Genomic DNA, 24,404 nt, shown 5'->3' with positions numbered 1-24,404 from the left:
CGACCGGGGCCGTCGGGAGGCCGTCAGGTGGACACCAGCCGCACCGCGGCGATGGCCTCGTCCACCGTCGGGTGCAGCGCGAGCGTCCCGTCGACCTGGCTGACCCGCAGCGGGCGCAGCACGCTGCGGGTGTTCGCCACGACGGCGAAGGCGATCCCCAGCCTGTTCGCCCGGTGGTGGGCGTTGATGAGCACGGCGATGCCCGACGAGCCCATGAAGTCCACGGCGGTCAGGTCCAGCACGACCGCGACCGGCTTGCGGGCGAAGGCGGATTCGACCTCGGCCGAGGCCGCCCGGTGGGTTTCCGCGTCGAGCACGCCGGACACGCGGATCGCCAGGATGGGGCCTGGCAGCTCGTCGGTGGTGGCGCGAAGGGGGATGCGCTCGTTCAAGTCGGGCTCTCCTCGTCGGTGGAGACCACGGCGTACATCATTCGAGCACAATGCCTGACCCGAATACATCTCCGCAGCTGTCGGCATTACGCCGGGTGCGCAACCGACCTTACACGGGGTGGTCGCCCTTACCCCGTAATCGGTTTTTCAAACCCACCGTCGGCTGAGGGACGCCTGCCGCTCAGTCCGGCGGTTCAACCGCACCGGCCTCCTCGGTGACGTCCTGCGAGGTCGGCGTGTCCCGCGGCACCGCGGGCACGTCAACGTCCAACTGCTCCAGGTGCGGGGTGCCCGGTGGACGCGGCGCCTCGGGGCTCAGCGGCGCGTCGTCGGATTCGGTCATGAGGACGGTCCACCTCCTGCTTCGCGATGACGGTTTCCCGGCCCCCGCGGTGTCACGCCGCGGTTTCCGGTGCGCAGTCCTGCAAGGTGTGTCGGCCCAGGACGGTCACGACGTCCTCCAGGCTCCCCCGCCGACGCAGCGCCCGCCGCTGCCGGACGGCGCCGTTGCCGTCGTGCAGCACCCTGGTGAGCAGGGTGTTCACCTCGCGCAGTTCCCCGGCTTCCCGCAGCACCGGCCGGACGTGGCGCAGCAGCGCGCGCAGCAGTTGGACGGTCGGGACGCGGCGGCTGGCGAACAGGTCGATCCCCTTGCCCCCGATGCCGTCGCGGGCCGCGCGCCAGTAAGCCGCGCGCAGCGCCGCGTCGCTGATCGGCAGCGCCGTCTCGCCCCGGCCGACGGCCCGGACGGCGGTGGTCACCAGCGCGCGCACCAGCGCGGCCAGCAGCACCGACTCGTCCACCGTGGCGGGCACGTCGGCCACCCGGACCTCGACGGTGGGCAGGTGCGCCGAGGGCCTGGCGTCCCAGTAGAGCATCCCCGCGTCCAGCAGCGTCCCGCTGTCCACGAGCATGTCGAGCACGGCGTCGTAGTGGTCGGCGCTGGTGAAGTAGGGCGGCGCGCCGGAGCAGGGCCACCGGCCGGTGAGCACCGAGCGCCAGCTGGCGTAGCCGGTGTCCACGCCCTGGTGGATCGGCGAGTTGGCGGTCAGCGCCAGCAGCACCGGCAGCCAGGGCCGCAGGTGGTTGCAGACCTGCACGGCGGTCTCCCGGTCCAGCACGGCGACGTGCACGTGGCAGCCGCACACGCCGTGCTCGGCGGCCAGCAGCCCGTACTCCTGGCCGATGCGGCGGTAGCGCGGGGTGGCGGTGAGCGGCTGGCGGGCGGGCCCGGTCGGGGGAGCCCCGACCGCCAGCAGCCGCCCACCCGCCCGCAGCGCCGCCGCCGCGGCCGCCGAGCGGGCCGCCAGCAGGTGCTCGCGCACGTCGCGCGTCCCCCGGCACACCGGGGTGTTGCTCTCCACCTGGACTCGGGTCAGCTCGGGCTGGAGGTCCACGCCGAACCCGCGCGCCAGCCCGACGACCTCACCGCCCAGCGGCAGGGGCAGACCGGTGTCGGGGGCGACGACGAGGAACTCCTCCTCCACCCCGATGGTCGGCAGGTCGGCGGCGCGGGTGGTCGGGGAACCGGAGTCGGTCATGCTGTCCTCATGGGTTGACGTGGGGTGCCCGCCCGTCCTCGGGCGGCTCACCGGGACGAGGTCGCACCTGGTCGGAAGAAGGCGGCGGGACCGCCCTGGAAAGGGGTCCGCGCGGGCGGACCCGCCCGAGCGGGACACGGCCCGCGTCGGTCAAGCCGTCGGGCCGGGGTCCGCCCAGGAGTCGTCCACCAGGACTTCGACGATGTTCGCGGCGTCCAGCACGACCACGCTGCGGTCGGGCCTGCGCACCGGCACCCAGTGCCGCGCGGTCTCCGGGTCGACCACGGGCGTCCCGCTGATCACACCGCGCAGGAAGGGGGCCGGGTCCAGCACGTCCGGGTTGAGGTAGGTGACGATCGCGCCGCGGGCGGGGCGAGGGGTGGGAGCCATGGGCGAGGTCCTTCGTGCACCGGGGAACCGCGCCGACTGCTTGACGCCCCGGTCGAGTACCCGCACCGCGCCGCCGCAACCGCCCGTCCCCGGATGAAAGGGACGGATGTTCCCCCTCGGGATGCGAAGTGCTGTCACGTGTTGTTATGTTGCGATTCCGGTGGGTCGGGTCCAACAGCGTGGCGCGCCTCGTCATCGCTACGACCTGTGGGGAAACTTCATGGCCTTTGCTTCCAGGGTGCTGCGGGTCGCTCCGGAACCGGCGGTCCGCTCGTCCGTCGCCGTTCTGGTGGTGATCGGCGAGATCGACGCCGTGACCGTCGACTCGTTCCGGCACGAGCTGATCTCCTTCGTCGACGCCCACGATGACGACGTGATCGTGGACATGAGCGATGTGCGGCTCATCGTCGCGGCCGGGGTCCGGGCGCTGCTGCGCACCGCCGACCACCTGTCCGGCAGCGGTCGGCGGCTGCGGCTGGTCTGCGGCCCGGAGGTGCAGCGCACCCTGCACGCGGCACGGGTCGCCGACGTGCTGGAGGTCTTCGAGCGCCGCAGCGCGGCCGTGGGCGCCCAGCACGCCGCCCTGCACCGCGCCGCCGCCTCCCCGGTCCTCGACGGGCAGCAGCCCGAGGAAGTGGACCGGCTGCGCCGCGAGGTCGCCGACCTGCGCGCCAAGCTGCGCACCCGCCCGCTGATGGCGCACGCGCTGGGCATCCTCCGGGAGCGCTACCGGCTGGCCGACGAGGAGACCGCCCGGCGGCTGCTGGGCGAGTCCTCGCAGCGGTTCAACGTCAAGATGCGCGTGCTGGCCGACGCGCTGGTCAACGCACCGCGTCCGACCTCGGTCGACGCCGCGCTGTGGTTCCCCGGCCGCACCAGGCTGCCCGCTCCGCGCTCGGTGCTCACCCCGGTGGACCGGGGGCGCGGTCTGACGCCCCGGACGCTGCTGGCGTCGCTGCTGGACGCGGCGCTGTCGTGCACCGGGGCCACGGCGGGCTGCGTGCACCACGTCGAGCACGGGACCGAGGAGCTGCGACTGGAGCGGCACCAGGGGTTGACCGCCGAACTGGTCGAGGTTCTCGCCCACGTCCTGGGCGGGGAGGTGCCGTGCGCGGTGGCGCTGCGCGACCGGTCATCCGTGGTCGTCCCCGACGTCGCCGCCCATCCCGCTCTGGCGGGCCACCCCGTGCAGGGGCTGATGGTGCGGGCCGGTGTCCGGGCGGTGCGCAGCACACCGGTGCTCACGCCCTCCGGGCAGTGCCTGGCCGTGGTGTCCACCTGCCATCCCCGAGCGGGTCACGTCCCGACCGCGGACGAACTGGCCCGCCTGGAGGCCCTGGCCGCCGAGGCGGGTCGGTGGTTGCAGTGGCACCAGCGCACCACCGTCCTGGACGCGCTGGAACACCTGCACCAGCGCGCGCGGGAGCAGGCGGAACCGGCCGCTCCCCCGCCGCGGCGGGTCGGCTCCACCGTGCACCCGCCGCGACAGCGCCGCCCCGACCACAGCTCGGCCCACCACCGCCTCCCCACCCCCGAAGCACCGGCAAGTACTATCCGACCCGCCTCCGGCGGCCGGTAACTACAACCCGGCGTCCCGAACGCTCGGTTCGCGGTGCCGGAACGCTCGGTTCGCGGGATCAGCCGGGCGGCTCGCGCCGAGTCGGGGGCACGCACAGCGCGCCGAGGAGCGGGATCGCGGCGAGGACCAGCCACGGCGTCGCGCCACCCAGGTCCACCAGGGCGCCCAGCGGCGCCGAGGCCACCAGGACGAGCACCCCGGACAGCGACGACAGCGCGCCGGTGTGCAGGCCGAGCCCGCGGTCGCCTGCGAAGTCGGGCACCAGGGCCCGCGCCGCCGGGACGGCGAGCATCTGCCCGGCGGTGAGCAGGACGACGAACACCGCCGCGGGCAGCGGGCCGTCCCCCGGCAGCAGCGCGGTCGCCACGCAGCCCGCCGCGACCAGCACCAGCCCCGCGCGCAGCGCCGCCCCGGCGGACAGCACCCGCGCCGACCAGCGCGACACCGGCACCTGGCCGAGCACGACCAGCCCGGACGACAACGCGAACAGCCAGCCGAGCGCGGCGGGATCGCCGACCTCGGCAGGCAGCGCCAGGTACATCTGGTTGTAGAGCACGAGGTAGCTGCCGTAGGCGAGGCAGAGCAGCAGGAACGCGCGGTGGCGCGCGATACCGCCGAGCGCGGTGACCAGTCGCGGGTGCCCGGTGGTGGCGGCCGTGCGCGGCATCAGGCGCCAGTGGCCGAGCAGGACGAGCGCGAAGACGCCCGCCCCCGCCAGGCACGCGGCCGGGAACCCGGACCCCAGCGCCAGCACGCCGAGCACCGGGCCGAGCAGCGCACCCGCCTGGCCCGCGGCGTGGAACAGGCCGAGCAGGCGGGTGCGGGGCTCACCGGTGCGGCGCTCCCGGTCGACCGCCTGGCGGGCGATCTCGGTCTCCACCGCCGGTGAGAACAGGGCGGCGGCGAAGCCGATCAGGACCACCGCGGCGAGGACGGACCAGGCGTCGCGGGCGAACGCGAGCCAGGTGAACCCGGCGATCCGCAGCGCGCAGCCCACCAGCACGGCGGGTCTGGGGCCGAACCGGTCGGTCAGCGCGCCGCCGACCACGAACAGGCCCTGCTGGCTGAACGTGCGCAGCCCCAGCACGAGCCCCACCAACCAGCCCGCCAAGCCCAGCTGGTCGCTCAGGTGGGTGGCCAGGTGCGGCAGCACGGCGTAGAAGCCGACGTTGAAGGCGAACTGCGTGACGACCAGGAGCCGGACCAGGCCGGTCGCGCCCACGGCGGTCGTGGTCACCACGCCCGCCGCCCGACGAGCGCGGCCGACGAGACGGCGAACACCGCCAGCACCACCAGCGCCGCGGCGGGGGCCAGCGCCGCCCACGGCGCCCGCTCGACGTAGGGCAGCGACTCGCCCAGCAGCAGCCCCCACTCGGGGGTGGGCGGCGCCGCGCCGAGGCCGAGGAAACCCAGCGAAGCCAGGGCGAGCGCCACCCCCGGCAGGCGCAGCACGGCGTGCCGGGCGACCGGCCCGGCCACGGCTGGCAGCACGTGGCGGGTCAGCGTCCACACCGCCGGGGCGCCGAGCGCCCGCTGGGCGGCGACGTGGGCGGCGGCCCGGTTCTCCTCGACCAGCGCGGCGGCGTGGGCGGCGAGCGCGGGCCAGGACACCAGCCCGACGGCGAGCCACGCGCCCTCGGCTCCAGGGCCCGCGGCGGCCGCGACGAGCAGCCCCGCGATGACCGGTGGCACGGCGTTGGCGGTCTCTGCCGCGGCGCGGGCCACACCGGGCAGGAAGCCCAGCACCAGGGCCACCGCGTACGAGCACAGGCACACCAGGACGGCCGCGCCGAGCGTGGCGAGCGCGCCGTGGCCGACGCGGGCGAGCACGTCCCGGCCGAGCGCGTCGGTGCCCAGGGGGTGCGCCCAGCTCGGCGCCGCGAGGCGGGCGGCGGTGTCCAGGCGGAGCGGTTCGCCCAGCAGCCCGCACCCGACGACGAGCGCGAGCACCGCCGCGGAGGCGGCCACCACCACGCGGTGCCCGCGCCCCCCGGCGGTCACCACCGGCGGCGGGGCGGGCAGGGCGGCGGCGCGCAGCGCGGGCCCGAGGGCCCGGCGGCGAGCCACGGCGGTGACGACGCCGCCCGCGGTGCCGAGCAGGACCAGGGCGAGCACGGACGCCTGGAGCAGCGGGAGGTCCTGCGCCTCGGCCGCGCCGAGCGCGGTGCGGCCCAGGCCCGGCACGGCGAACACCGCCTCGACCGCGACCGCTCCCCCGGTCAGCCCGACGGCGACCAGTCCCAGCTGGGGCAGCACGGGCGGCAGGGCGCGGCGCAGCGCGGCGCGGGCGATGACCGGGGGCGCGCAGCCCCACGACCGCCACAGCACCACCCAGCGCTCCTCGAAGACCGGCAGCAGGGCGTCGTCGACGAGGCGGCCCAGCACGGCCCCGGCCGGGATGCCGAGCGCCAGCGCGGGCAGCACCGCGTGCCGGGGCGCTTGCCAGCCGTAGGGCGGGAGCCAGTCCAGCCACACCGCGCCCACCACCAGCAGCACGGCGGCGAGCAGGAACTCCGGGACCGCGGCGAGCACCGCGGCGGCCGCCCCGCTGCCCCGGTGCGGCACCCCCCGTGCGCCGCGCACCAGCGTCCGCGCGAAGAGCGCGGCGGCTGTGGGCAGCGCGACGGCGAGGGCGGCGGCCATCAGCGTCGTGGAGACCCCCAGCGCGGACAGCACCGACGGCAGCACGGCGTCACCGCTGACCCAGGACCGACCGGCGTCGCCGCGCAGCACGCCCGCGAACCAGTCGCCGAACAGCGCGGCCGGGTGCGCGTCCAGGCCCAGTTCCCGGCGCACGGCGGCCAGCGCCTCCTCGGTCGGCTCCTGCTCGCCCGCGCGGGCGCGCAGCACCGACAGCGCCGGGTCGCGCCCGGCCAGCCACGGCACCAGGCCCACCACCACGACCACGGCGGCGACCGAGGTGACGCGGGTGGCGGCCGCCGCGAGCCCGCTCACCTCAGGTGGGTCGCGGTGGTGACCAGGGTCCGCTCGCGCGGGTCCTTGGCCGAGTCCGCGACGGAGGTCGCGTCGCCCTGGATGACGCGCTCGTGCAGCATCGGGATGGCCGCGTCGGTGCGCAGCACGGCCGCCTCGGCGGCCAGGACGGCCGCCCTGCGGGCGTCGCCCGCCTCGGTGGCCGCCGCCGCGCGCACCAGCTCGTCCACGGCCGGGTCGCACAGCCCCGACAGGTTGAACGAGCCGTCGCAGGTGAAGTCCGACTTCAGGTACGCCACGGGGTCGCCGGAGTCGAGCACGGTCGCGCGGGACAGGATGAACGCGTCGAACTTCCCGGCCAGCGCGTCCTGCTCGATGTGCGCGTACTCGCGCACCACCTGGGTGACGGTGAACCCGGCGTCCTCCAGCCGCTGCTGCACCACCGAGGCGACCTCGGGCAGCTCGGCGCGGTCGGAGAAGGTGGCGAGGGTGATCGCGGCGCCGCGCGGCGGGGCGGGTGCGGTCCGCCCGCCCAGCGGCGCGCGTCCGGCCGCCGCCCATGGCAGCGCGGGTCCGAGCAGACCCTCCGCGCGGTCGGCGCGTCCTTCGTAGACCGCGCGCACGATCTCGTCGGCGTCGACGGCCTCGCGGACCGCGGCGCGCAGCCCGGCGTCGCGGAACGGCCCGGACCGCGTGTTGAGGTACAGGGTGTTGGTGCGCGGCATGGGGACTTCGGTGATGGTGGCGGGGTCCAGCAGCGCGGCCTGGGACACCGGGACCGCCTCGGCGATGTGCGCCTCGCCGCTGCGGATGGCGGCGGCGCGGGCGGCCCCGTCGGGCACGAAGGACACGTCGATGCCCGCCGCCCGCGCCCGCTCGCCCCAGTAGCCGTCGAAGCGGTCGAGGGTGGCGGTGGTGGTGCCGTTGACCGAGACCAGCCGGAACGGCCCGGTGCCCGTGCCGACCGGGCTGACGCGCCCGTCCGGGGTGTAGGCGCTCGGCGCGAGGATCGCCAGCTGCGGCGAGGAGAGCCGGTGCGGCACCAGCGGGTCCGGCTCGCCGGTGGTGACCACGACCGAGCCCTCCCGCGCCTGCGCGGTGAGCGAGACGCCGTCGAGGATGCGCGGCTTGGGTGAGGCGTTGGTGGCGCGGTCGAGGCTGTTCGCGACGGCGGCCGGGGTCAGCGCGGTGCCGTCGTGGAAGGACACCCCGGCGCGGATGGTGAACTCCCAGGCTCGGTCGGAGATCCGCTGCCAGCCGGTGGCCAGGCCGGGCAGCGCGGTGCCCTCGGCGTCGAGGGTGACCAGGGTTTCCGCGGTGGACCAGCGGGAGAGCTTGAACGCGTCGTCGCTGAGCGGGGACAGGCCGGAGCGGGGCGGTTGCAGCATGGCGAGCTTGATGCGGCCGTTCGAGGCGCCCGCGTCCGCCGCGGGGTCGCCCGCGAAGCACCCGGACGCGAGCAGCGCCGCGGTCATGGCCAGGACGAGCGGGGTGGGAGCGCGCATGGGGGCACCTGGTGGGTCGGCGACGGGGAGCCCTCACCTTATGCAGGCGATAACCGTTTTCATAGTCGTTGTGGTTTGGACCATACCGGCAGGGCAGCCGCCCCCGCCGGACGAGTGCGGCCGACTCGGCGCTCAGCTCCACCGCTGCGATCACGATTCCGGATCGCAACCACACCCCGACGGGGACTCGCACGCCGGATCGGGCGACCATGGGGACGTGGACTGCGAAACGTGCCGCGAAGCGCTCTCGGCCCGCATGGACGGCGAGGCCGGGCCCGCGCCCGACGCCGAAGTGGACGCGCACCTGGCCGGGTGCGCCGCCTGCGCGCACTGGAACACCCGAGCCCAGGCGCTGACCAGGAGCATCCGCGTCCGCCCCGCGCAGCCCTCGCCGGACCTGGTGGAGACGGTGTTGGCCGCCGCGCCGCCGCGGCACGTCGCCCTGACCCCGCGCCTGGCGCTGGCCGCGGTCGCGCTGGTCCAGCTGTGGGTGGCGCTGGCGCAGCTGCTCGCCGGAGCCACCAGCGGCCACGGCGGCCACGGCTTCGCCGACCACCTGTTCAACGAGGGCGCCGCCTGGAACCTGGCGCTGGGCGTCGGCCTGCTGGCCGCCGCCGTGCGCGTCCACCGCGCGGCGGGGCTGCTGCCCACCCTGGGCGGGTTCGTCGCCGTGCTGCTCGCGTTCTCCGTGCACGACCTGGTCGAAGGCACCGCGACGGTCGCCCGCGTCGCCTCCCACCTGCCGCTGCTGGCCGGGTTGGTCCTGCTGCACCTGGTGGCCCGCGCGCACCGCTCCCAGCCGACGCCCGGCACCCCGGCGCGGCACGACGACGAGGACCACGACCGCGCCGACGGCCACGGCGGTGAACCGACCGGGCACCAGGGGCAGCGCCGCGGCCGGTTCCGGCACCTGCGTCCCACGGCGACCCACCGGCGGGTCGCCTGACCGCTGGTCCCGCTGGTCAGGCGCGCCAGACGGTGCCGCGGCGCTCGTACTCCAGGAGGGTCTCCACCAGTTGCGCCTGCTTCGCGCCGAGGAAGCGCTCCACCAGCCACAGCCCCACGTCCAGGCCGGAGGTGATGCCGCCGCCGGTGATCAGGTCGCCGTCGTCGACCACGCGGGCGTTGATGACGTTCGCGCCCTGCGCGGCCAGGTCCGCCCTGGCGAGGGTGTGGGTGGTGGCGTTGCGGCCCCTGGTCAGCCCCGCCGCCGAGAGCACCATGACACCGGTGCAGATGCCCGCCAGCAGCACGTCGGCGGCGGCCAGGCGGCGCAGGAAGTCCTGGTCGGCCATCAACCGCCGGACCCCGCTCTGGGTGCCGTAGCCGCCGCCGGGCACCACCAGGACGTCCGCCTCGTGCGGCGACCACCCCTTGGCCACCTCCAGCCGCGTGCCGAAGCTGCAGGTGACGGCGCCCGACCTGCCGGGGGTGACCAGCGTGCTGGTCAGCGCGCCGTTGCTCCTGCGCCCGGCGACGCCCAGCACTTCCAGCGGCCCGGCGAAGTCCTGCTCCTCCACGCCGTCGAACACCAGCACCTGCACCCGCAGCGGGTTGGCCGCCGACGCCACGGGGGCGGCCATCGCCGCACCGCCCACCGACAGCGCTGACGCACGCAGGAAAGTACGACGCTCCACTGCTGACCTCCGTTGGGTTGCCATCACCACAGAGGTCGGACGCGGGAGCCGGTCGGTTCCGGGGACGAACACGCGGGCCGGCTGACCCGGGTCAACGGTCAGCCGGCCCACCCCCCAGTCGTGCGGTCTCAGATCCCCCAGTCCACACCGTCACGTGCCCGCATCGGACTTCTCCCCTCGTCCCCCGCCGGGCGTCGGTCGCCCGACGTGCACCAGGATGCCCGTTGCCGGTGGGCGCAACGTTGACGAAACATTGACTCCGCAGGTCACGACTGTGCTAGACCGTTTCGGTACCGAACGAGGGGACACGGGGTGGCGGTGGACATCCGGCTGCTGGGGCACGTGCGGGCACGCGTCGGCGGGCGGGAGGTCGACCTTGGCGCGGCTCAGCAGCGCTGCGTGCTGGTGGCGCTGGCGGTGGACGCGCGGGAGCCGGTCAGCGCCGACCAACTGGTGCACCGGGTGTGGGGTGACCGGGTGCCGCTGCGGGCCAAGGAGACGCTGCGCACGTACCTCACGCGACTGCGCAAGGCGCTCGGGGACGAGGTCGGGATCGTCCGCCGGGCGGGCGGGTACGTGCTGGAGGTCGACCCGGCCGCGGTGGACCTGCACCGGTTCCGCGGGCTGGTCGAGCGGGCGCGGGCGGCGGGCGGGCAGGCGGACGAGCTGTACGGGCAGGCGCTGGAGCTGTGGCGCGGCGAGCCGTTCAGCGGGCTGGACACCCGGTGGGTCAACGAGGTCCGCGCCGCGCTGGAGCGCGAGCACTGGGCCGCCCTGCTCGACCACACCGACGCGCTGCTGCGCCGGGGCAGGCACGCCGAGCTGGTGCCGGACCTGGTGGCGCGCGCCGCCGCGCACCCGCTGGACGAGCGGGTGGCGGGGCAGCTGGTGCTCGCGCTCTACCGCAGCGGACGCCAGGCCGAGGCGCTGGAGCACTACCGGCGGGTGCGCGACGAGCTGGCGGAGCAGCTGGGCGTCGACCCCGGCCCGGAGCTGCAGGACATGCACCGGCGCATCCTCGGCGCGGACCGGGCGCTGGCCGTCCGCGAGCCGTCCCCGGCCACGGCCAAGCCCCACCAGCTGCCCAGCGCGGTCCGGCACTTCGTCGGCCGGGCGGGCGAGCTGGAGGCGCTGACCGCGTGGGCGGAGGACGCCGCGCGGCACGACGACGCGGTGTCGATCGCCTGCGTCACCGGCATCCCCGGCGTGGGCAAGACGTCGCTGGCGGTGTCGTGGGCGCGCCGCAACCGCGATCGGTTCCCCGACGGCCAGCTGTACGCGGACCTGCGCGGGTTCGACCCGGCGGGCGCGCCGCTGTCGCCGGAGGAGGCGATCCGCGGGTTCCTGGACGCCTTCGGGGTGCCCGCGCACGCGGTGCCCGCCGAACCGGGGGCCAGGGCGGCGCTGTACCGCTCCCTGCTGGAGGGCAAGCGGATGCTGCTGGTGCTGGACAACGCCCGCGACACCGACCAGGTGCGGGCGCTGCTGCCGCACGACGCGGGCTGCCCGGTCCTGGTCACCAGCAGGCGGCAGCTGAGCGGGCTGGTGGCGCGCGAGCACGCCCACCACATCAGGCTGGACGCGCTGGACGCCGCCGAGGCGCGCGACCTGCTGGCGACCTTCGTCGGCTGGGGCCGGGTCGCCGCCGAGGCCGAGGCCGTCGAGCAGATCACCCGGCGGTGCGCGCACCTGCCGCTGGCGCTGTGCATCGCGGGGGCGCGGGCCAGCGCCGAGCCCGGCCTGCCGCTGGCGACGCTGGTGGCGGACCTGAACGCGGAGCGGCGGCTGCTGTCCGCGCTGTCCACCAGCGACAGCGCGGACACCGACCTGCGCAGCGTGTTCTCGTGGTCCTACCGGGCCTGCCCGTCCCCCGGCTCCGCGCGGCTGTTCCGCAGGCTGGCCGACCACCCCGGACCCGACATCGCGATCGCCACCGCCGCCGCGCTCGCGGGCGTCGGCGAGGACGAGGCCCGCGCGGCGCTGACCGAGCTGGCGGAGGCCAACCTGGTGCAGCACCACCGGCCAGGCCGCTACCAGCAGCACGACCTGCTGCGCGCCTACGCCGACGAGGTGGCGCGCGCGGCCGACGACGAGGTCGAGCGCCGGGCCGCGACCACCCGGTGCCTCGACCACTACCTGGCCAAGGCCGCCTCGGCGATGGCGCTGGTCGACCCGCGCGGGTCCGGCGCGTCGGAGTTCCCCGACCGGGCGGCGGCGGTGGCGTGGCTGGACGCCGAGTACCACAACCTCCTCGCGAGCGCGGCGCACGCGGCGGCGCATGGGTGGCACGAGCACGCCTGGCGGCTGCCGTGCGCGTTGCAGTACTTCTTCGACATCCGGGGGCGTGTCGACGACTGGCTGCGCACGCACGGCGCGGCGCTGGAGGCGGCCCGAGAGCTGGCGGACGAGCGCGCCGAGGCCGAGGTCCGCAAGGGCCTGACCATCGTCTGCTGGCTGACCAGCAGGCTGGACGAGGCGCTGGAGCACAGCGGCCGGGCGCTGACCCTGTACCGCCGCTCCGGCGACCGGTCGGGTGAGGCCGAGCTGCTCAACCTGCGGGGGTTGATCGAGGAGCGGGTCGGCCGCTACCACGACGCGCTGCGGCACTTCGGGCAGGCGCTGGCGCTGCGCCAGGGCACCGGACAGCACCGGGGCGAGGCGGTGGCGCTGCAGAACCTGGGCAACGTGCTGGACGTGCTCGGCCGCCTGGAGGAGGCGCTGGACCACTACCAGCGCGCCCTGGTCAGGTTCCGCGAGTCCGGCGAGCGCCGGGCCGAGGCGATCGTGCTGATCAACGTGGGCATCGTGCGGAAGCGACTGGGTCGCCTCGACGACGCCGTGGCCGCGTTCCAGGAGGCGCTGGTGCTGACCGAGGAGGGCGACCACTGGGTGACGGGCAACGCGCTGACCGGGCTGGGCACCGCGCTGGGCGCGCTGGGCCGCCGGGAGGAAGCGGTGGAGCACCACCGGGAGGCGCTGCGGCTGATCCGCGCGGTCGGCGACCGGGCGGCGGAGAGCGCGGTGCTCAACAACCTCGGTGTGGTCCACCTGGCCGAGGGCGACGCGGCGCGCGCCCTCTCGCTGCACCGCGAAGCGCTGGCGCTGGCGGTGCGGGCGCGGCACCGCCACGAGGAGGCCAGGGCCCACGACGGCATCGCGTCCGCGGTGGCCGACCGCGACCCCGCCACGGCGCGGCACCACTGGACGCGGGCGATCGCCGTCTACGACGAGATCGGGGCTCCGGTGGAGGAGCGGATACGCCGCGCCCTCGCGTCCCTGCCCGCCCCGTGACGGCGGTGGTGGGCGGGCACGCGGCCCGCCCACCACGGGTCAGCCGATCCGGTAAGCCCGGATCACGGTCTGCTCCACGGCGTTGCCCTCGGTGTCGGCGGCTTTGGCGCGCAACGACGCGAAACCGCTGTCCGGGTTGGTGACGGTCGCCGTCCAGCGCTCCCCGTCACGGCTGAGCGGCACGGGCGCCCAAGTGCCCCCGTCGTCGAAGGAGACCTCCAGCTCCACCGACTCGGCCGAGGGGACCGCGTCCTGCCGGTGCAGCGCGACCGGGAACGAGAACGGCCCGGCGGGCGCGGCGTTGCCCAGGTCCACGGCGGGCGCGAAGCCCACCGAGAGCAGCGGGAGCGGCCTGCCCGGTCCCTGGCGGAACCCGGAGCGGAACGTCCAGCTGCCGCTGACCTTCGTCGACAGCGGCCACCACGGCTGCTCGCGGCTGACGTCGGCGGTCAGCCGGTACTCGGCTTCCCCGTCGGGCACCGCGAACACCGCGATGCCCGGCTGGTCCTGCGTGCCCACGACCCGGCCGTCGCGGTGCAGCGCGGTCGACCCCCGGTCGTAGCCGAAGAACGGCTCGGCCGCCCTGGCGTGCCCGTCGGCGTCGGTGAAGAACGGCACGGTGATGTCGAGCTTGTTGCCGACGCGCCAGGCCCACGGGTGGTCCTCGCCGAGCTCGTTGCTGGTGGTGCCGGTGAACCGCGGCGCGGCCACCGCCGCGTGCCACCGCATCCGGTAGGACTTGCCGCCCTCCAGGGTCATCACCTCGCGGGCGCGGCCCGAGGCGGCCCACCAGCCGCCGACCTCGACGTGCCAGCGGCCCGGCGTGAAGTGCTCGACCCGCTCGGCGTGCGGTGGGACGGGCAGGCTCCACTGGGTGCCGATCCGGCCGCCCAGTGCCTCCACCCAGGCCGAGGCGGTGGGCGGCTCCTCCGGCGTGCCGCCGTGGTAGGCCATGCGCACCGCGGCGAGGTCGGCGGTCCTGGCCACGGTGGTCAGCCGCGGCGGCAGCTGCCCCTGCGAGGGGTAGGACAGCTCGTAGCGGTGGGCGCTGGCCGTCCGGGCGGTGTAGCTCGCCGTCACCCCACCCGCCCGGACCAGGTCGGCGAACCGCTGGCCCGGCTTGTCGTGCACGTGCAACGTGGGCAGCGCGGCGGGGAACTCGTCGTCGAGCGCGGCCGCGAGCGCCGTCCGCTCCAGGACGCCGACCGCCACCGCCTTGCCGCCCGCGTCCTTGACCGCCCGGATGCGCCGGTAGACCTCCTCGTAGGTGAGCTCCCCCGGCAGCTCCAGCACCACCAGCTTGTCGTGGGCGTCGATCCCGGCCAGGTCCTCGGGCGTGCCCTGGCCGCCGTGCACGGCGGCCAGCCGCTGGGTGCCGGTGGGCTCAGGCGAGCCCCTCAGCCAGTTCGCGGGCACCTCGAACCGCTGCGGCTGCTCGGCGAACAGCTCCAGGCCGGGCTCCTCCAGCCGCAGGTTGTCCGCGTAGCCGAACCACGGCGCGGGTTCGCGCCGCGCCGACTGCGCGTACAGCTCGCTGAACCGGGGGTCGGACATGACGACGAAGCTCGTCGAGGGCCGCTCGGGGTTGGCGGTCGAGGTCTGCAACCGCGTGGTCTGCACGCCCCCGCGCGCCGCGGGCTGGTCGGTGGTGCGCGAGACCCGCTGCCCCTCGCGCGCGTCGAAGACGATCTCGGTGTCGCTCGACAGCCGCACGTCCGGGTCGACGAACGTGCTCGTCGCGGGCGGCGCGTCCGGCCTGGGGGTTTCGACCGAGCCCATCACGGAGTACCTGCCCGCGGGCAGCCGGGTCGTGCTCGGCACCTGGCCGAACCACACCTCGCCGCTGTCCACGTCGGTCACCATGACCACGGCGCTGTCCTGCGGCGCGGGTTGCGCGCCGTCGCGGTTGCGCACCGACAGGGTGAGGTCGTGCTTCTCCGGCTCGTCGTGGACCCCGACCGGGGTGCGCAGCCGGACCGCCCCGTCGGCGGAGGTGGCGGTGAGCACCCCGCTGTGCACGCCGGGCGCGCCGGAACGGGGGGTCAGGATCAGCTCGACTTCCGCGACGCCGCCCGCCGGGACGGTCACCGAGGACGCGGACAGCGCGGCGAGCCCGGCGGGGGACGCCTTGCCGTCGCCGTCGGCGAGCTCCAGCGCCAGCGCCAGGGTCAGCGGCGTGGTTCCGGTGTTGGTGTAGCTCACCGCGCGCCGCTGCGGCTGGGTGTCCGGCCACGCCAGGTAGGCGTTGACCGCGGCGGGTGAGGCGTTCGCCCGCTGGGTGGTCGCCCTGGCCACGTCCAGCAGGCCACCGCCCACGGCGAGCACGCCCGCGCCCGCCACCGGTGCGGCCGTGCCCACCAGCGCAGCCTTGAGCTGGTCACCGGTCCAGTCCGGGTGCTGCTGGGCCAGGATCGCCGCCGCGCCCGCGACGTGCGGCGTGGCCATGGAGGTGCCGGACAGCCTGGTGTGGTGCTCGTCCACCGGCTCGCCGATCCGGCCCTGCCCGGCCCTGGCCGCGACGATGTCGGAGCCGGGCGCGGCGATCTCCGGCTTGACCGCGCCGTCGGTCAGCCGCGGTCCGCGGCTGGAGAAGTCCGACAGCGCGCCGGACTTGGTGACGCTGCCGACCGCGAGCGCCGCGTCGGCCGCGGCGGGGCTGCCGACCGACTCCGGGCTGCCCGAGTTCCCGGCCGCCGCCACGAACAGCGTGCCGTGCCGGGCGCTGAGGGTGTTGACCGCCTGCGCCACCGGGTCGGTCCCGTCGGTGGGGCCGGTGCCCAGGCTGAGGTTGACCACCTTGGCCCCGGTTTCGGCCGCGGCCCACCGCATGCCCGCGATGACGTCGTCGAGTTGGCCGGAGCCGGAGTCGTCGAGCACCTTGCCGACGGCCAGCTTGGCGCCCGGTGCGACCCCCTTGTACCGGCCGCCCGAGGCGGCGCCGGAGCCCGCGATGGTGGAGGCGACGTGCGTGCCGTGCCCGTCACCGTCGCTGGCGTTGCCCTTGCCGCTGAAGTCCTGGCTCGTGGTGACCCGGTCGGCCAGGTCGGGGTGCCGCTCGTCGTAGCCGGTGTCCAGCACGGCCACCGTGACGTCCTGGCCGGTCAGGCCGTTCTGCCAGGCGGCGGGCGCGCCGACCTGCGGGACGCTGGCGTCCAGCGCCGCTTCGACGCGCGCGTTGAGCCAGATCCGGGTGGGACCGCCCGCCAGCCGCGCGCCGCTGGTCCCGCCGCCGGTGACGGCCGACCAGAAGTGGCGCGCGTCGACCTTGCGCTCGGCGACGGCCGCCAGCCGCAGGTCCGGGATCTGCCGCTCGACGGCGGCGCCCGGCGGGGCCGTGGCCACCGCGGCGTCCGGGTACTCGACCAGCAGCGGCACGGTGTCGCTGCGGGCGTCGTCGTAGCGCTGCCGGATCAGCCCGGAGACGTTGAACAGCTCGGCGTCGAGCACCCCGGCCCGCACCAGCGCCACCGCTTCCGCCGGCAGCACGTATAAGTCGGTCTCCGCGCCGCGGCGCTTGCCGTACTGGAGGAAAGCGGTGGCCCGGCCGTCCCGCGACGGCTCGGTGAGCACCGACCAGCGGCCCTGCGCGGTGCGCGAGGCGAGCACGCGGTGCCCGGTGACCAGGGTGACCCACTGCCCGTCCGTCCCGGTCCGCGCGCCCTGCGCCGGGACCGCCCCCGCGCTGCCCGCTCCCAGCGGTGCTGTCGTCGCCGCGGCCACCAGTGCCGCGACGGCGAGCAGCCGCATTCGTCGTTTCATACACACCCCAGTGCGTCAGGAGGGCTCGTCGTCCCTCGCCCACGCACAGACGCCCTTGAGCTGCGCCAGGTTGTCGTTCGCTGCGCGGACAACCTGTTGGGAGCAAGCGGTCGTGACGCTGAGTCACCAGGTCCGCGGGTCAGCGCAGGAACGCGGCGGCCACGCCGGAGTCGACCGGGACGAGCAGGCCGGTGGTCCGGGACAGGTCGCCGCCGGTGAGCGCGAAGACCGCGGCGGCGACGTGCTCGGGCAGCACCTCGCGCCCCAGCAGGGTACGCTTGGCGTAGAAGGCCCCCAACTCCTCCTCCGGCACGCCGTAGACGGCGGCGCGCCGCGCGCCCCACCCCCCGGCGAAGATGCCCGAGCCGCGCACCACGCCGTCGGGGTTGACGCCGTTGACCCGGATGCCGTGCGCGCCCAGCTCCACGGCCAGCAGGCGCACCTGGTGGGCCTGGTCGGCCTTGGTGGCCCCGTAGGCGATGTTGTGGGGTCCGGCGAACACGCCGTTCTTGCTGCAGACGTAGACGATGTCGCCGCCCATGCCCTGCTCGACCATCATCCCGGCGGCGGCCCGGGAGACCAGGAAGGAGCCCTTGGCCATCACGTCGTGCTGGAGGTCCCAGTCCCGCGCCGTGGTCTCCAGCAGCGGCTTGGAGATCGACAGCCCCGCGTTGTTCACCACCAGGTCGACCCCGCCGAAGGCGAGCACGGTCTCGGTGAAGGCGCGCGCCACGGCCGCTTCGTCGGAGACGTCCACGGCCACGCCCACCGCCGCGTCGGTGCCGCCGATCCCCTCGGCCACCGCCGCGGCCCGGTCCGCGTCGAGGTCGGCGACGACCACGCAGGCGCCCTCGGCGGCCAACCGCTCGGCGGTGGCCCTGCCGATGCCCGAAGCGGCCCCGGTGACCAGTGCCACGCGCGTGGCCAGCGGCTTGGGCGCGGGCCTGCGCCGGAGCTTGGCCTCCTCCAGCGCCCAGTACTCGATGCGGAACTTCTCCGCTTCGGGGATCGGGCGGTAACCGGACACCGCTTCCGCCCCGCGCATGGCGTTGATGGCGTTGACGTAGAACTCGCCCGCCACCCGCGCGGTCTGCTTGTCGCGCCCGAAGGAGAACATGCCCACGCCGGGCACGAGCACGATCGCCGGGTCCGCGCCGCGCATCGGCGGCGAGTCCGGGGTGGCGTGCCGCCGGTAGTAGGCGCGGTAGTCCTCGCGGTAGGCGGCGTGCAGGTGCTTGAGCCGCGCCACGACCTCGTCCACGCCCGCCGTGCCGGGCAGGTCGACCACCAGCGGCTTGACCTTGGTGCGCAGGAAGTGGTCCGGGCAGGAGGTGCCCAGCTCGGCCAGCGGCCCCAGCTTCTCCCGCGCCAGGAAGTCCAGCACGGCCGGGGCGTCGGTGAAGTGCCCGACCTGCGGGTGGTCGGTCGAGGCCAGGCCGCGCGCGACCGGCAGCAGAGCCGCCGCCCTGGCGCGGCGCTCGGCCTCGGGCAGCGGCTCGTGGCCGGGCACCACCGCGCCGAACGGCTCGGCCGCGCCGTGCTCGGCCAGGAACCGCTCGGCCGCGCGGATGATCTCCAGCGAGTGCTCCTGGCACTGCTCGGAGCTCTCACCCCACGCGGTGATCCCGTGCCCGCCCAGCACGCAGCCGATCGCGCGCGGGTTGGCCCGCTGGACCGCCGCGATGTCCAACCCCAGCTGGAAACCGGGACGGCGCCAGTCCACCCACAGCACCCGGTCGCCGAAGCACCGCCGGGTCAGCTCCGCCCCGTCGGCCGCGGTGGCCAGCGCGATCCCGGCGTCGGGGTGCAGGTGGTCCACGTGCGGCGCGTCGAGCAGTCCGTGCATGGCGGTGTCGATCGACGGCGCCGCCCCGCCCCGGCCGTGCAGGCAGTGGTCGAGCGCGGCGACCATCTCGTCCTCGCGCTCGACACCGGGGTAGACCTCCACCAGGGCGCGCAGCCGGTCCAGCCGCAGCACGGCCAGCCCGCGCTCGGTCAGCGTGCCCAGGTCGCCACCGGAGCCCTTGACCCACAGCAGCTCCACCTCCCGCCCGGTCACCGGATCGGTGCCCACCCCCTTCGCGGAGGTGTTCCCGCCCGCGAAGTTGGTGTTGCGCGGGTCGGCGCCCAGCAGGTTCGAGCGGGCGACCAGCCGCGCCGCGGTGGTGTCGTCGGTCATCTCGGGCGGCTCCTCGGCAGACGGGGACGGGGTCAGGCCCAACCGGCCTGGCTGCCGCCGACGCGCTCGGCGGCGATCCTGGCGGCGTAGCCGGAGGCGCGGTAGGCGGCCATCGGGTCGCGCGGCAGGCCGCGGGCCTCGCGGCGGTCGGCCAGCAGGCCCCGCACGTCGGTGTGGAAGGCGTCCATCAGCACGTCGTGCGCGCCGATCACGTCACCGGCCGCCTGCGCGGCGGCGAGCGCCCCGGCGTCCAGGAGCAGCGCCTTGGCCAGCGCCTGCTCGACGTTGAGCACCGAGCGGATCTGGCCCGCCACCTTGTCCTCGATGTTGTGGCACTGGTCGAGCATGAAGTTGACCCCGGACGAGGGCAGGTGCGCGTCGGTGGCCACGATCTCGACCATGACGCGGAACAGCTGGAACGGGTCCGCGGAGCCGACGATCAGGTCGTCGTCGGCGTAGAAGCGGGAGTTGAGGTCGAACGCGCCCAGGCGTCCGGCGCGCAGCAGCTGCATCACGATGAACTCGATGTTGGTGCCCGGCGCGTGGTGGCCGGTGTCGAGCACGACTTGCGCCCGCTGTCCCAGCGCCTGGCAGTGCAGCAGCGCGGTCCCCCAGTCCGGGATGTCCATGGCGTAGAAGTACGGCTCGAAGAACTTGTACTCCAGCAGCAGCCGGTGATCGGGGTCCAGCGCCGCGTAGATCCGCTCCAGCGACTCCGCCAGCCGGTCCTGCCGGGCGCGCAGCGAGTCCTGCCCGGCGTAGTTGGTGCCGTCGGGCAGCCAGAGCTTCAGGTCCGTCGAACCCGTCGCGCGCATGACGTCTACGCAGTCGAGGTGATGCGCGACGGCCTTGTCGCGCACGCGCGGGTCGGCGTGGGTGAGCGAGCCGAGCTTGTAGTCCTCGTCCTGGAAGAGGTTGGAGTTGATCCCGCCGATCCGCACCCCGTGCTCCTCGGCGTGGACGCGCAGCCGCTGGTAGTCCTCCACCCGGTCCCACGGGATGTGCAGCGAGACGCGGGGGGCCAGGCCGGTCAGCGCGTGCACCAGGGCGGCGTCGGCGATCTTCTCGAACGGGTCCCTGGGGACGCCGGGGGTGGTGAACACCTTGAAGCGCGTGCCCGAGTTGCCGTACGCCCAGCTGGGCACCTCGATGGTGAACCCGTCCAGCCCGCGCAGCGCGTCCTGCGGCGACATCCCGGCTCCTCTCCAGAGGTTCTCGGCAGCCCGACGGTAGCGAGCATTTAAACGTTTCACAACTACTGGTGCGGCTTCAGCAAAGCACTCAGCACATTCGTTCTGAACTGGTCAGACAGAGTGCTCATCATAGTTGTGACGTTTCAACACCTACTGCCGCCAGTGGTGCGAGGACTCGCGCTGTTCAGTCGTGGGCGACCTCTTGCGGCCGGTTCCGCGCGTCGCGGACGTAGATGACCACCGGTTTGCCGTCGCTGGCGACGCGGCGCTCCAGCTCGAACAGCCCGGTGGCCGCGATCAGCGTGTTGAGCTTGCCGAAGCCGTAGTTGCGGGAGTCGAAGTCGGGGCGCTGCTGGATGATGATGTGGCCGACGTTCGCCAGCGGCGCCCAGCCGTCCTCACCGCACGCGGCCTCGACCGCGTTGCGCAGCAGGCCGGTCAGCACGTCGTCGAGCTCCAGTCGCGCCCTGCCCGGAGGCCCGACCACGGGACCGGCGGGCTCCGGCGCGTCCTGCGGGTAGCCGAGGTTCTCGAAGTAGACGAACTTGTCGCAGGCGGCGACGAACGGCGCGGGCGTCTTGCGCTCGCCGAAGCCGTACACGGTCAGCCCCGACTCGCGCAGGCGCGCGGCCAGTCGGGTGAAGTCGCTGTCGCTGGACACCAGGCAGAACCCGTCGAAGCGCCCGGTGTAGAGCAGGTCCATGGCGTCGATGACCATCGCCGCGTCGGTGGCGTTCTTGCCGCTGGTGTACGCGAACTGCTGGACGGGTTGGATCGACTGCGCCAGCAGCCGGTCCTTCCACCCCCGCAGGTTCGTCCCGGTCCAGTCGCCGTAAGCGCGCTTGACGTGCGCCGTGCCGTACCTGGCGACCTCGGCCAGCAGCGCCTCCGCGATCAGCGGGCGGACGTTGTCCGCGTCGATGAGGACCGCGAGCTTGGCGGTGCTCGCGTCGACGTCGACCACACGACCTCCTCGACCACCGGGCGGGCCGGACTCCGACCGCGCCAGTGTGGCACCGACGGCGGGCGACGAGTCCGCCGATGTGCAAACGGGTTGGCGGCGATCGCGGCGGCGGTAGCGTCGCCCCCCGCTGGTCGGGGTTTTCAGGAGGCACCGTGGCGGAGCTCTTCGTCCAGGCAGGGGACGTCCGGCTCTGGAGCCAGGCGCTGGGCGATCCCGCGCACCCGCCGGTGCTGCCGGTCATGGGCGCCAACGCCTCGGCGATGGGCTGGCCGTCGACCACGCCGACCGCCTGCGCTCCCTCACCCCGGCCCTGACCGGCGCGCTCGACATGGGCACCACCGACCGCCCCGGCCGGAGCACGGCGAGCGCCTGGAGAAGCTGATGGCGCCGGCCGAGCGGGCCGAGGACGAGGAGTCCGAAGTGGAGCGCCGCGTGGAGCTCTGGCGGCTGCTGCACGGCGCCCGGCTGCTGGAGGTCGGCGGGCTCGGCCACTGCCCGCCCGCCGCCGTCCACCGCGTCGTCGCCGACGCGATCCTCCAGCACGCCCGACGTCACTCGTAGGTGGTCAGCACCAGGCAGAGCACGTTCTCGTCCTCGTCGAGGATCTCGTAGCCGTTGACGCTCTCACCGCTCACGGGGAAGACGAAGGCGTTGGCGCCGGTTTCCTCGTCCAGGACCACGGTGGCCCAGTTGTCCCGCCGGAAGTGCGGTCCCCTCGCCGCGATGGCGTCGCGGGCGTCCTCGAAGAACGAGGACGCGGCACCGGTCAGACTCGGTGCGCGCATCGCCTGGCCGTCCCACAGGACGGCGTAGTCCTCGACGAACTGGAAGCCCCCGCCGTAGTCCTCGACGTCCCAGTCCGCCTCGGCGATCCGCCCCGGTTCCGCCAGTGGGATCACCACCGCGCGCACGTCGTAGCGGAACGTGTCGGGGTTCCAGTCGTCACCAGGTGAGGCGTTGGTCCCCACGTACACGGGGTAGGTGCCCGCGGGCAGCTCGTGGTAGACCGCCCCGTCGGTGACGTCGGGGGTCTCCCAGACGACCTCGCCCCGCACGACGACGAGGTCGCCCGCGTGGTCGAACCAGGCGGGCTTGGGGTCGTCGACGAACCGGTCGCCCAGCCGCCACAGCAGTTGTCGCATCTCCACGTGTTCTCCCGCACCGCTGGTCACGAGTTCACCCGCCGCACCGCGATGCGCGCGTCGCGCGAGGCGATGGCGATCACCAAGCCGTCGGACGTGCCGCGCGCGGTCACGGCCTTCGTCTCGCCGCACGTGATCGGCTCACCGATGGGCAGGCCGGTTTCCGCGTCCCAGCACAGCACCGTGCCCCGCGGGTCCCCGCTGACGAACACCGGGCGCCCGCCGACCCGCGCCGTGGCCACGGAGGTGATCGAGTAGCGGGGGTGGTGGCCGGGCATCGGCTCGCCCACCGGTTCGCCGGTGGCCGCGTCCCAGCGGCGGAAGGTGCCGCGGTCGCCGCCGCAGGCCAGCAGGACGCGTCCGTCGTCCAGGGTGGCGGCCGCCGCCGGGCCCCAGAGCCCGCTGCCGGTGATCGGCTCGCCCACCGGCTCGCCGGTCGCCGCGTCCCAGCGGCGCAGGGTGTGGTCGTAGGAGCTGCTGACCAGCAGCGTGCGGCCCTCGACCACGACGGCGGTCAGCGAGTTCAGGTTGTTGGTGTGCCCGGTGAGCACGCCGAGGGAGCGCCCCGTCCCCGCGTCCCAGAGCCGGATGAAGTGGTCCTGGTCACCGCTGGCGACCAGGGTGCGGCCGTCCAGGTCGAACGCCAGCACGCAGGTCACCGTCGCGGTGTGGCCGGTCAGCTCCCCCCTCGGTTCGCCGGTCGCGGCGTCCCACAGGCGGACCACGCGGTCCTTGCCGCCGCTGACGACCAGCGAGCCGGAGCAGTGGACCGCCCAGGCCCCGGCGGTGTCGCTCACGATCGGGCGTCCCACCGGGTGGCCGGTGCTCAGGTCCCAGCGGCGCACCGTGGTGTCGCCCGTGCTGACGAGCAGGACCCGGCCGTCGGGCAGTTCGGTGGTGCACATCTGCTGCACGTGCGTGGTGTGGCCGCTCAGCTCAGCCGTCCGCTGCCCGGTCAGCACGTCCCACCGGCACACCCTGCCGTCATCGGAGCCGCTGAACACCACCGACTCGACAGCCGCCAACGCCCGCACCGGGGCGACGTGCTCGGCGAGGGTTTCCCCGACGGGCGAACCGGTCCGCGCGTCCCAGCGGACCGCACCGCCGTCGCGGCAGCCGCCCACCAGCAGCACGCGGTCGTCCACCTCGACCGGGACCAGCGACAGCACAGCTGCGGTGTGGCCGCTCAGCTCGCCCAGGGGCTGCCCGGTCATCGCGTCCCAACGACGCACGGCACCGTCGTCGGAGGCGCTGAACACCACCGGCCCCACGGCCGCCAGCGCCCGCACCGGCCCGGTGTGGCCGGTCACCGGCTCCCCCAGCGGCTGTCCCGTCACCGCGTCCCACCGCCACAGCGCGCCGTCGGCGAAACCACCCACGACCACCGAGCGGTCCCCCTGCTCGACCGCGACCAGGGACCACACCGACGACGGGCGACCCGGCAGCGGGTCACCCGCCGGTTCCCCGGTCAGCGCGTCCCACCGGCGCACCTCGCCGTCGTCGGAGGCGCTGAACACCACCCGGCCGACGACCGCCAAGGCCCGCACCCACCCGGTGCGGGCCTGTCCCGCCAGCCGCTCGCCGGTGGTCGCGTCCCACCGCGCCAGACGGCCGTCCTGGAAGCCGCCGACGACCACCGCGCGGCCATCGGCAGTGGCGGCGGTCAACGACCACGGCCACCCCGCACCGCCCGGCGGGTCGTCCAGCGCTTCCAGGGTGGTCGCGTCCCACCGGCGCACCGCGCCGTCACCGGACGCGCTGACCAGCACCGCGCGGCCGTCCGCCGCGCGGACCGCGGTCAAGGCGGTGACCGGCCCCCGGTGCGGGCTCGCCAGCACCAGCGGCTCTTCCCGTTCTCTGCTGTGCACGGAGTCGATCTACCACAGCGGTACGACAGG

Annotated in this window: 19 protein-coding genes; 5 read left to right on the top strand and 14 right to left on the bottom strand. The window is 75.0% G+C overall.

What is annotated here, in order from left to right; translation table 11 throughout:
* Positions 1-23: 23 nt before the first annotated feature.
* The 4 genes from JOF41_RS09650 to JOF41_RS09635 all read right to left on the bottom strand — a co-directional run bounded on the left by JOF41_RS09650 (position 24) and on the right by JOF41_RS09635 (position 2,323).
* Complete coding sequence (locus JOF41_RS09650; protein WP_189226321.1) at positions 24-392, bottom strand: STAS domain-containing protein; 369 nt, start codon at positions 390-392, stop codon at positions 24-26.
* Between the two features lie 181 nt (positions 393-573).
* Positions 574-735 (bottom strand): hypothetical protein, encoded by a 162-nt coding sequence (locus JOF41_RS09645; protein ID WP_189226322.1) that lies wholly within the window; start codon positions 733-735, stop codon positions 574-576.
* Between the two features lie 52 nt (positions 736-787).
* Positions 788-1,933: a carboxylate-amine ligase gene (locus JOF41_RS09640; protein ID WP_209617947.1), complete on the bottom strand. Its 1,146-nt coding sequence runs from the start codon at positions 1,931-1,933 to the stop codon at positions 788-790.
* A 150-nt stretch (positions 1,934-2,083) separates the two neighbouring features.
* Entirely contained in the window at positions 2,084-2,323 is a 240-nt protein-coding gene (locus tag JOF41_RS09635) for a hypothetical protein (RefSeq protein ID WP_189226324.1), read from the bottom strand.
* 220 nt (positions 2,324-2,543) lie between these two features.
* Here JOF41_RS09635 and JOF41_RS09630 point away from each other — a divergent pair, with 220 nt between their 5' ends.
* Positions 2,544-3,902 carry an STAS domain-containing protein gene (locus JOF41_RS09630; RefSeq protein WP_209617944.1) on the top strand — a complete coding sequence of 453 codons (1,359 nt, stop codon included), beginning with the start codon at positions 2,544-2,546 and terminating at the stop codon, positions 3,900-3,902.
* Positions 3,903-3,960: 58 nt separating this feature from the next.
* Here JOF41_RS09630 and JOF41_RS09625 read toward each other — a convergent pair whose 3' ends face one another.
* From JOF41_RS09625 to JOF41_RS09615, 3 genes are read right to left on the bottom strand one after another with little or no spacing between them, the layout of a single operon-like run.
* Positions 3,961-5,139, bottom strand: coding sequence for an MDR family MFS transporter (locus JOF41_RS09625; RefSeq protein ID WP_307867350.1), 1,179 nt, complete (start codon positions 5,137-5,139; stop codon positions 3,961-3,963).
* Positions 5,136-6,857, bottom strand: coding sequence for an ABC transporter permease subunit (locus tag JOF41_RS09620; RefSeq protein WP_209617941.1), 1,722 nt, complete (start codon positions 6,855-6,857; stop codon positions 5,136-5,138). Before JOF41_RS09620 ends, JOF41_RS09625 begins: the two co-directional genes overlap by 4 nt.
* Positions 6,854-8,341, bottom strand: coding sequence for an ABC transporter substrate-binding protein (locus JOF41_RS09615; RefSeq protein WP_209617939.1), 1,488 nt, complete (start codon positions 8,339-8,341; stop codon positions 6,854-6,856). Before JOF41_RS09615 ends, JOF41_RS09620 begins: the two co-directional genes overlap by 4 nt.
* Positions 8,342-8,558: 217 nt before the next feature.
* Between JOF41_RS09615 and JOF41_RS09610 the strand changes: the two genes are divergently transcribed.
* Complete coding sequence (locus JOF41_RS09610) at positions 8,559-9,287, top strand: zf-HC2 domain-containing protein (protein WP_307867349.1); 729 nt, start codon at positions 8,559-8,561, stop codon at positions 9,285-9,287.
* 16 nt (positions 9,288-9,303) lie between these two features.
* On the opposite strand, the gene JOF41_RS09605 is transcribed toward JOF41_RS09610, so the two are convergent.
* Positions 9,304-9,924, bottom strand: a complete 621-nt coding sequence (locus JOF41_RS09605) for a DJ-1/PfpI family protein (RefSeq protein ID WP_244989551.1) — start codon at positions 9,922-9,924, stop codon at positions 9,304-9,306.
* A 366-nt stretch (positions 9,925-10,290) separates the two neighbouring features.
* On the opposite strand from JOF41_RS09605, the gene JOF41_RS09600 reads away from it, so the two are divergent.
* Positions 10,291-13,269: an AfsR/SARP family transcriptional regulator gene (locus JOF41_RS09600; protein WP_209617933.1), complete on the top strand. Its 2,979-nt coding sequence runs from the start codon at positions 10,291-10,293 to the stop codon at positions 13,267-13,269.
* A 39-nt stretch (positions 13,270-13,308) separates the two neighbouring features.
* On the opposite strand, the gene JOF41_RS09595 is transcribed toward JOF41_RS09600, so the two are convergent.
* The 4 genes from JOF41_RS09595 to JOF41_RS09580 all read right to left on the bottom strand — a co-directional run bounded on the left by JOF41_RS09595 (position 13,309) and on the right by JOF41_RS09580 (position 21,364).
* Positions 13,309-17,016, bottom strand: a complete 3,708-nt coding sequence (locus JOF41_RS09595) for a S8 family serine peptidase (RefSeq protein ID WP_209617932.1) — start codon at positions 17,014-17,016, stop codon at positions 13,309-13,311.
* Between the two features lie 151 nt (positions 17,017-17,167).
* The gene (locus tag JOF41_RS09590; RefSeq protein ID WP_209617929.1) at positions 17,168-19,207 is read right to left on the bottom strand and encodes a bifunctional aldolase/short-chain dehydrogenase; all 2,040 of its coding nucleotides are present in this window, start codon (positions 19,205-19,207) and stop codon (positions 17,168-17,170) included.
* Positions 19,208-19,239: 32 nt separating this feature from the next.
* Positions 19,240-20,400 carry an L-rhamnose isomerase gene (gene rhaI, locus JOF41_RS09585; protein WP_209617926.1) on the bottom strand — a complete coding sequence of 387 codons (1,161 nt, stop codon included), beginning with the start codon at positions 20,398-20,400 and terminating at the stop codon, positions 19,240-19,242.
* A 184-nt stretch (positions 20,401-20,584) separates the two neighbouring features.
* Entirely contained in the window at positions 20,585-21,364 is a 780-nt protein-coding gene (locus tag JOF41_RS09580; protein ID WP_189226334.1) for an NYN domain-containing protein, read from the bottom strand.
* A 152-nt stretch (positions 21,365-21,516) separates the two neighbouring features.
* Between JOF41_RS09580 and JOF41_RS09575 the strand changes: the two genes are divergently transcribed.
* Together JOF41_RS09575 and JOF41_RS09570 are read left to right on the top strand one after the other, a co-directional pair.
* The gene (locus JOF41_RS09575; RefSeq protein WP_209617923.1) at positions 21,517-21,678 is read left to right on the top strand and encodes a hypothetical protein; all 162 of its coding nucleotides are present in this window, start codon (positions 21,517-21,519) and stop codon (positions 21,676-21,678) included.
* A 67-nt stretch (positions 21,679-21,745) separates the two neighbouring features.
* Positions 21,746-21,925 carry a hypothetical protein gene (locus JOF41_RS09570; protein ID WP_209617921.1) on the top strand — a complete coding sequence of 60 codons (180 nt, stop codon included), beginning with the start codon at positions 21,746-21,748 and terminating at the stop codon, positions 21,923-21,925.
* Here JOF41_RS09570 and JOF41_RS09565 read toward each other — a convergent pair.
* Together JOF41_RS09565 and JOF41_RS38185 are read right to left on the bottom strand one after the other, a co-directional pair.
* Positions 21,916-22,512 carry a hypothetical protein gene (locus JOF41_RS09565; protein WP_209617918.1) on the bottom strand — a complete coding sequence of 199 codons (597 nt, stop codon included), beginning with the start codon at positions 22,510-22,512 and terminating at the stop codon, positions 21,916-21,918. The two genes, JOF41_RS09570 and JOF41_RS09565, sit on opposite strands and share 10 nt — an antisense overlap.
* 20 nt (positions 22,513-22,532) lie before the next feature.
* Positions 22,533-24,374, bottom strand: a complete 1,842-nt coding sequence (locus JOF41_RS38185; protein WP_209617915.1) for a WD40 repeat domain-containing protein — start codon at positions 24,372-24,374, stop codon at positions 22,533-22,535.
* Between the last annotated feature and the right edge of the window lie 30 nt (positions 24,375-24,404).

The sequence above is a fragment of the Saccharothrix coeruleofusca genome, from assembly GCF_017876325.1.
Classification (GTDB): Bacteria; Actinomycetota; Actinomycetes; order Mycobacteriales; family Pseudonocardiaceae; genus Actinosynnema; species Actinosynnema coeruleofuscum.
The sequence above is the reverse complement of the archived record's forward strand: the minus strand, read 5'-3'. Positions and strand labels throughout refer to the sequence as shown.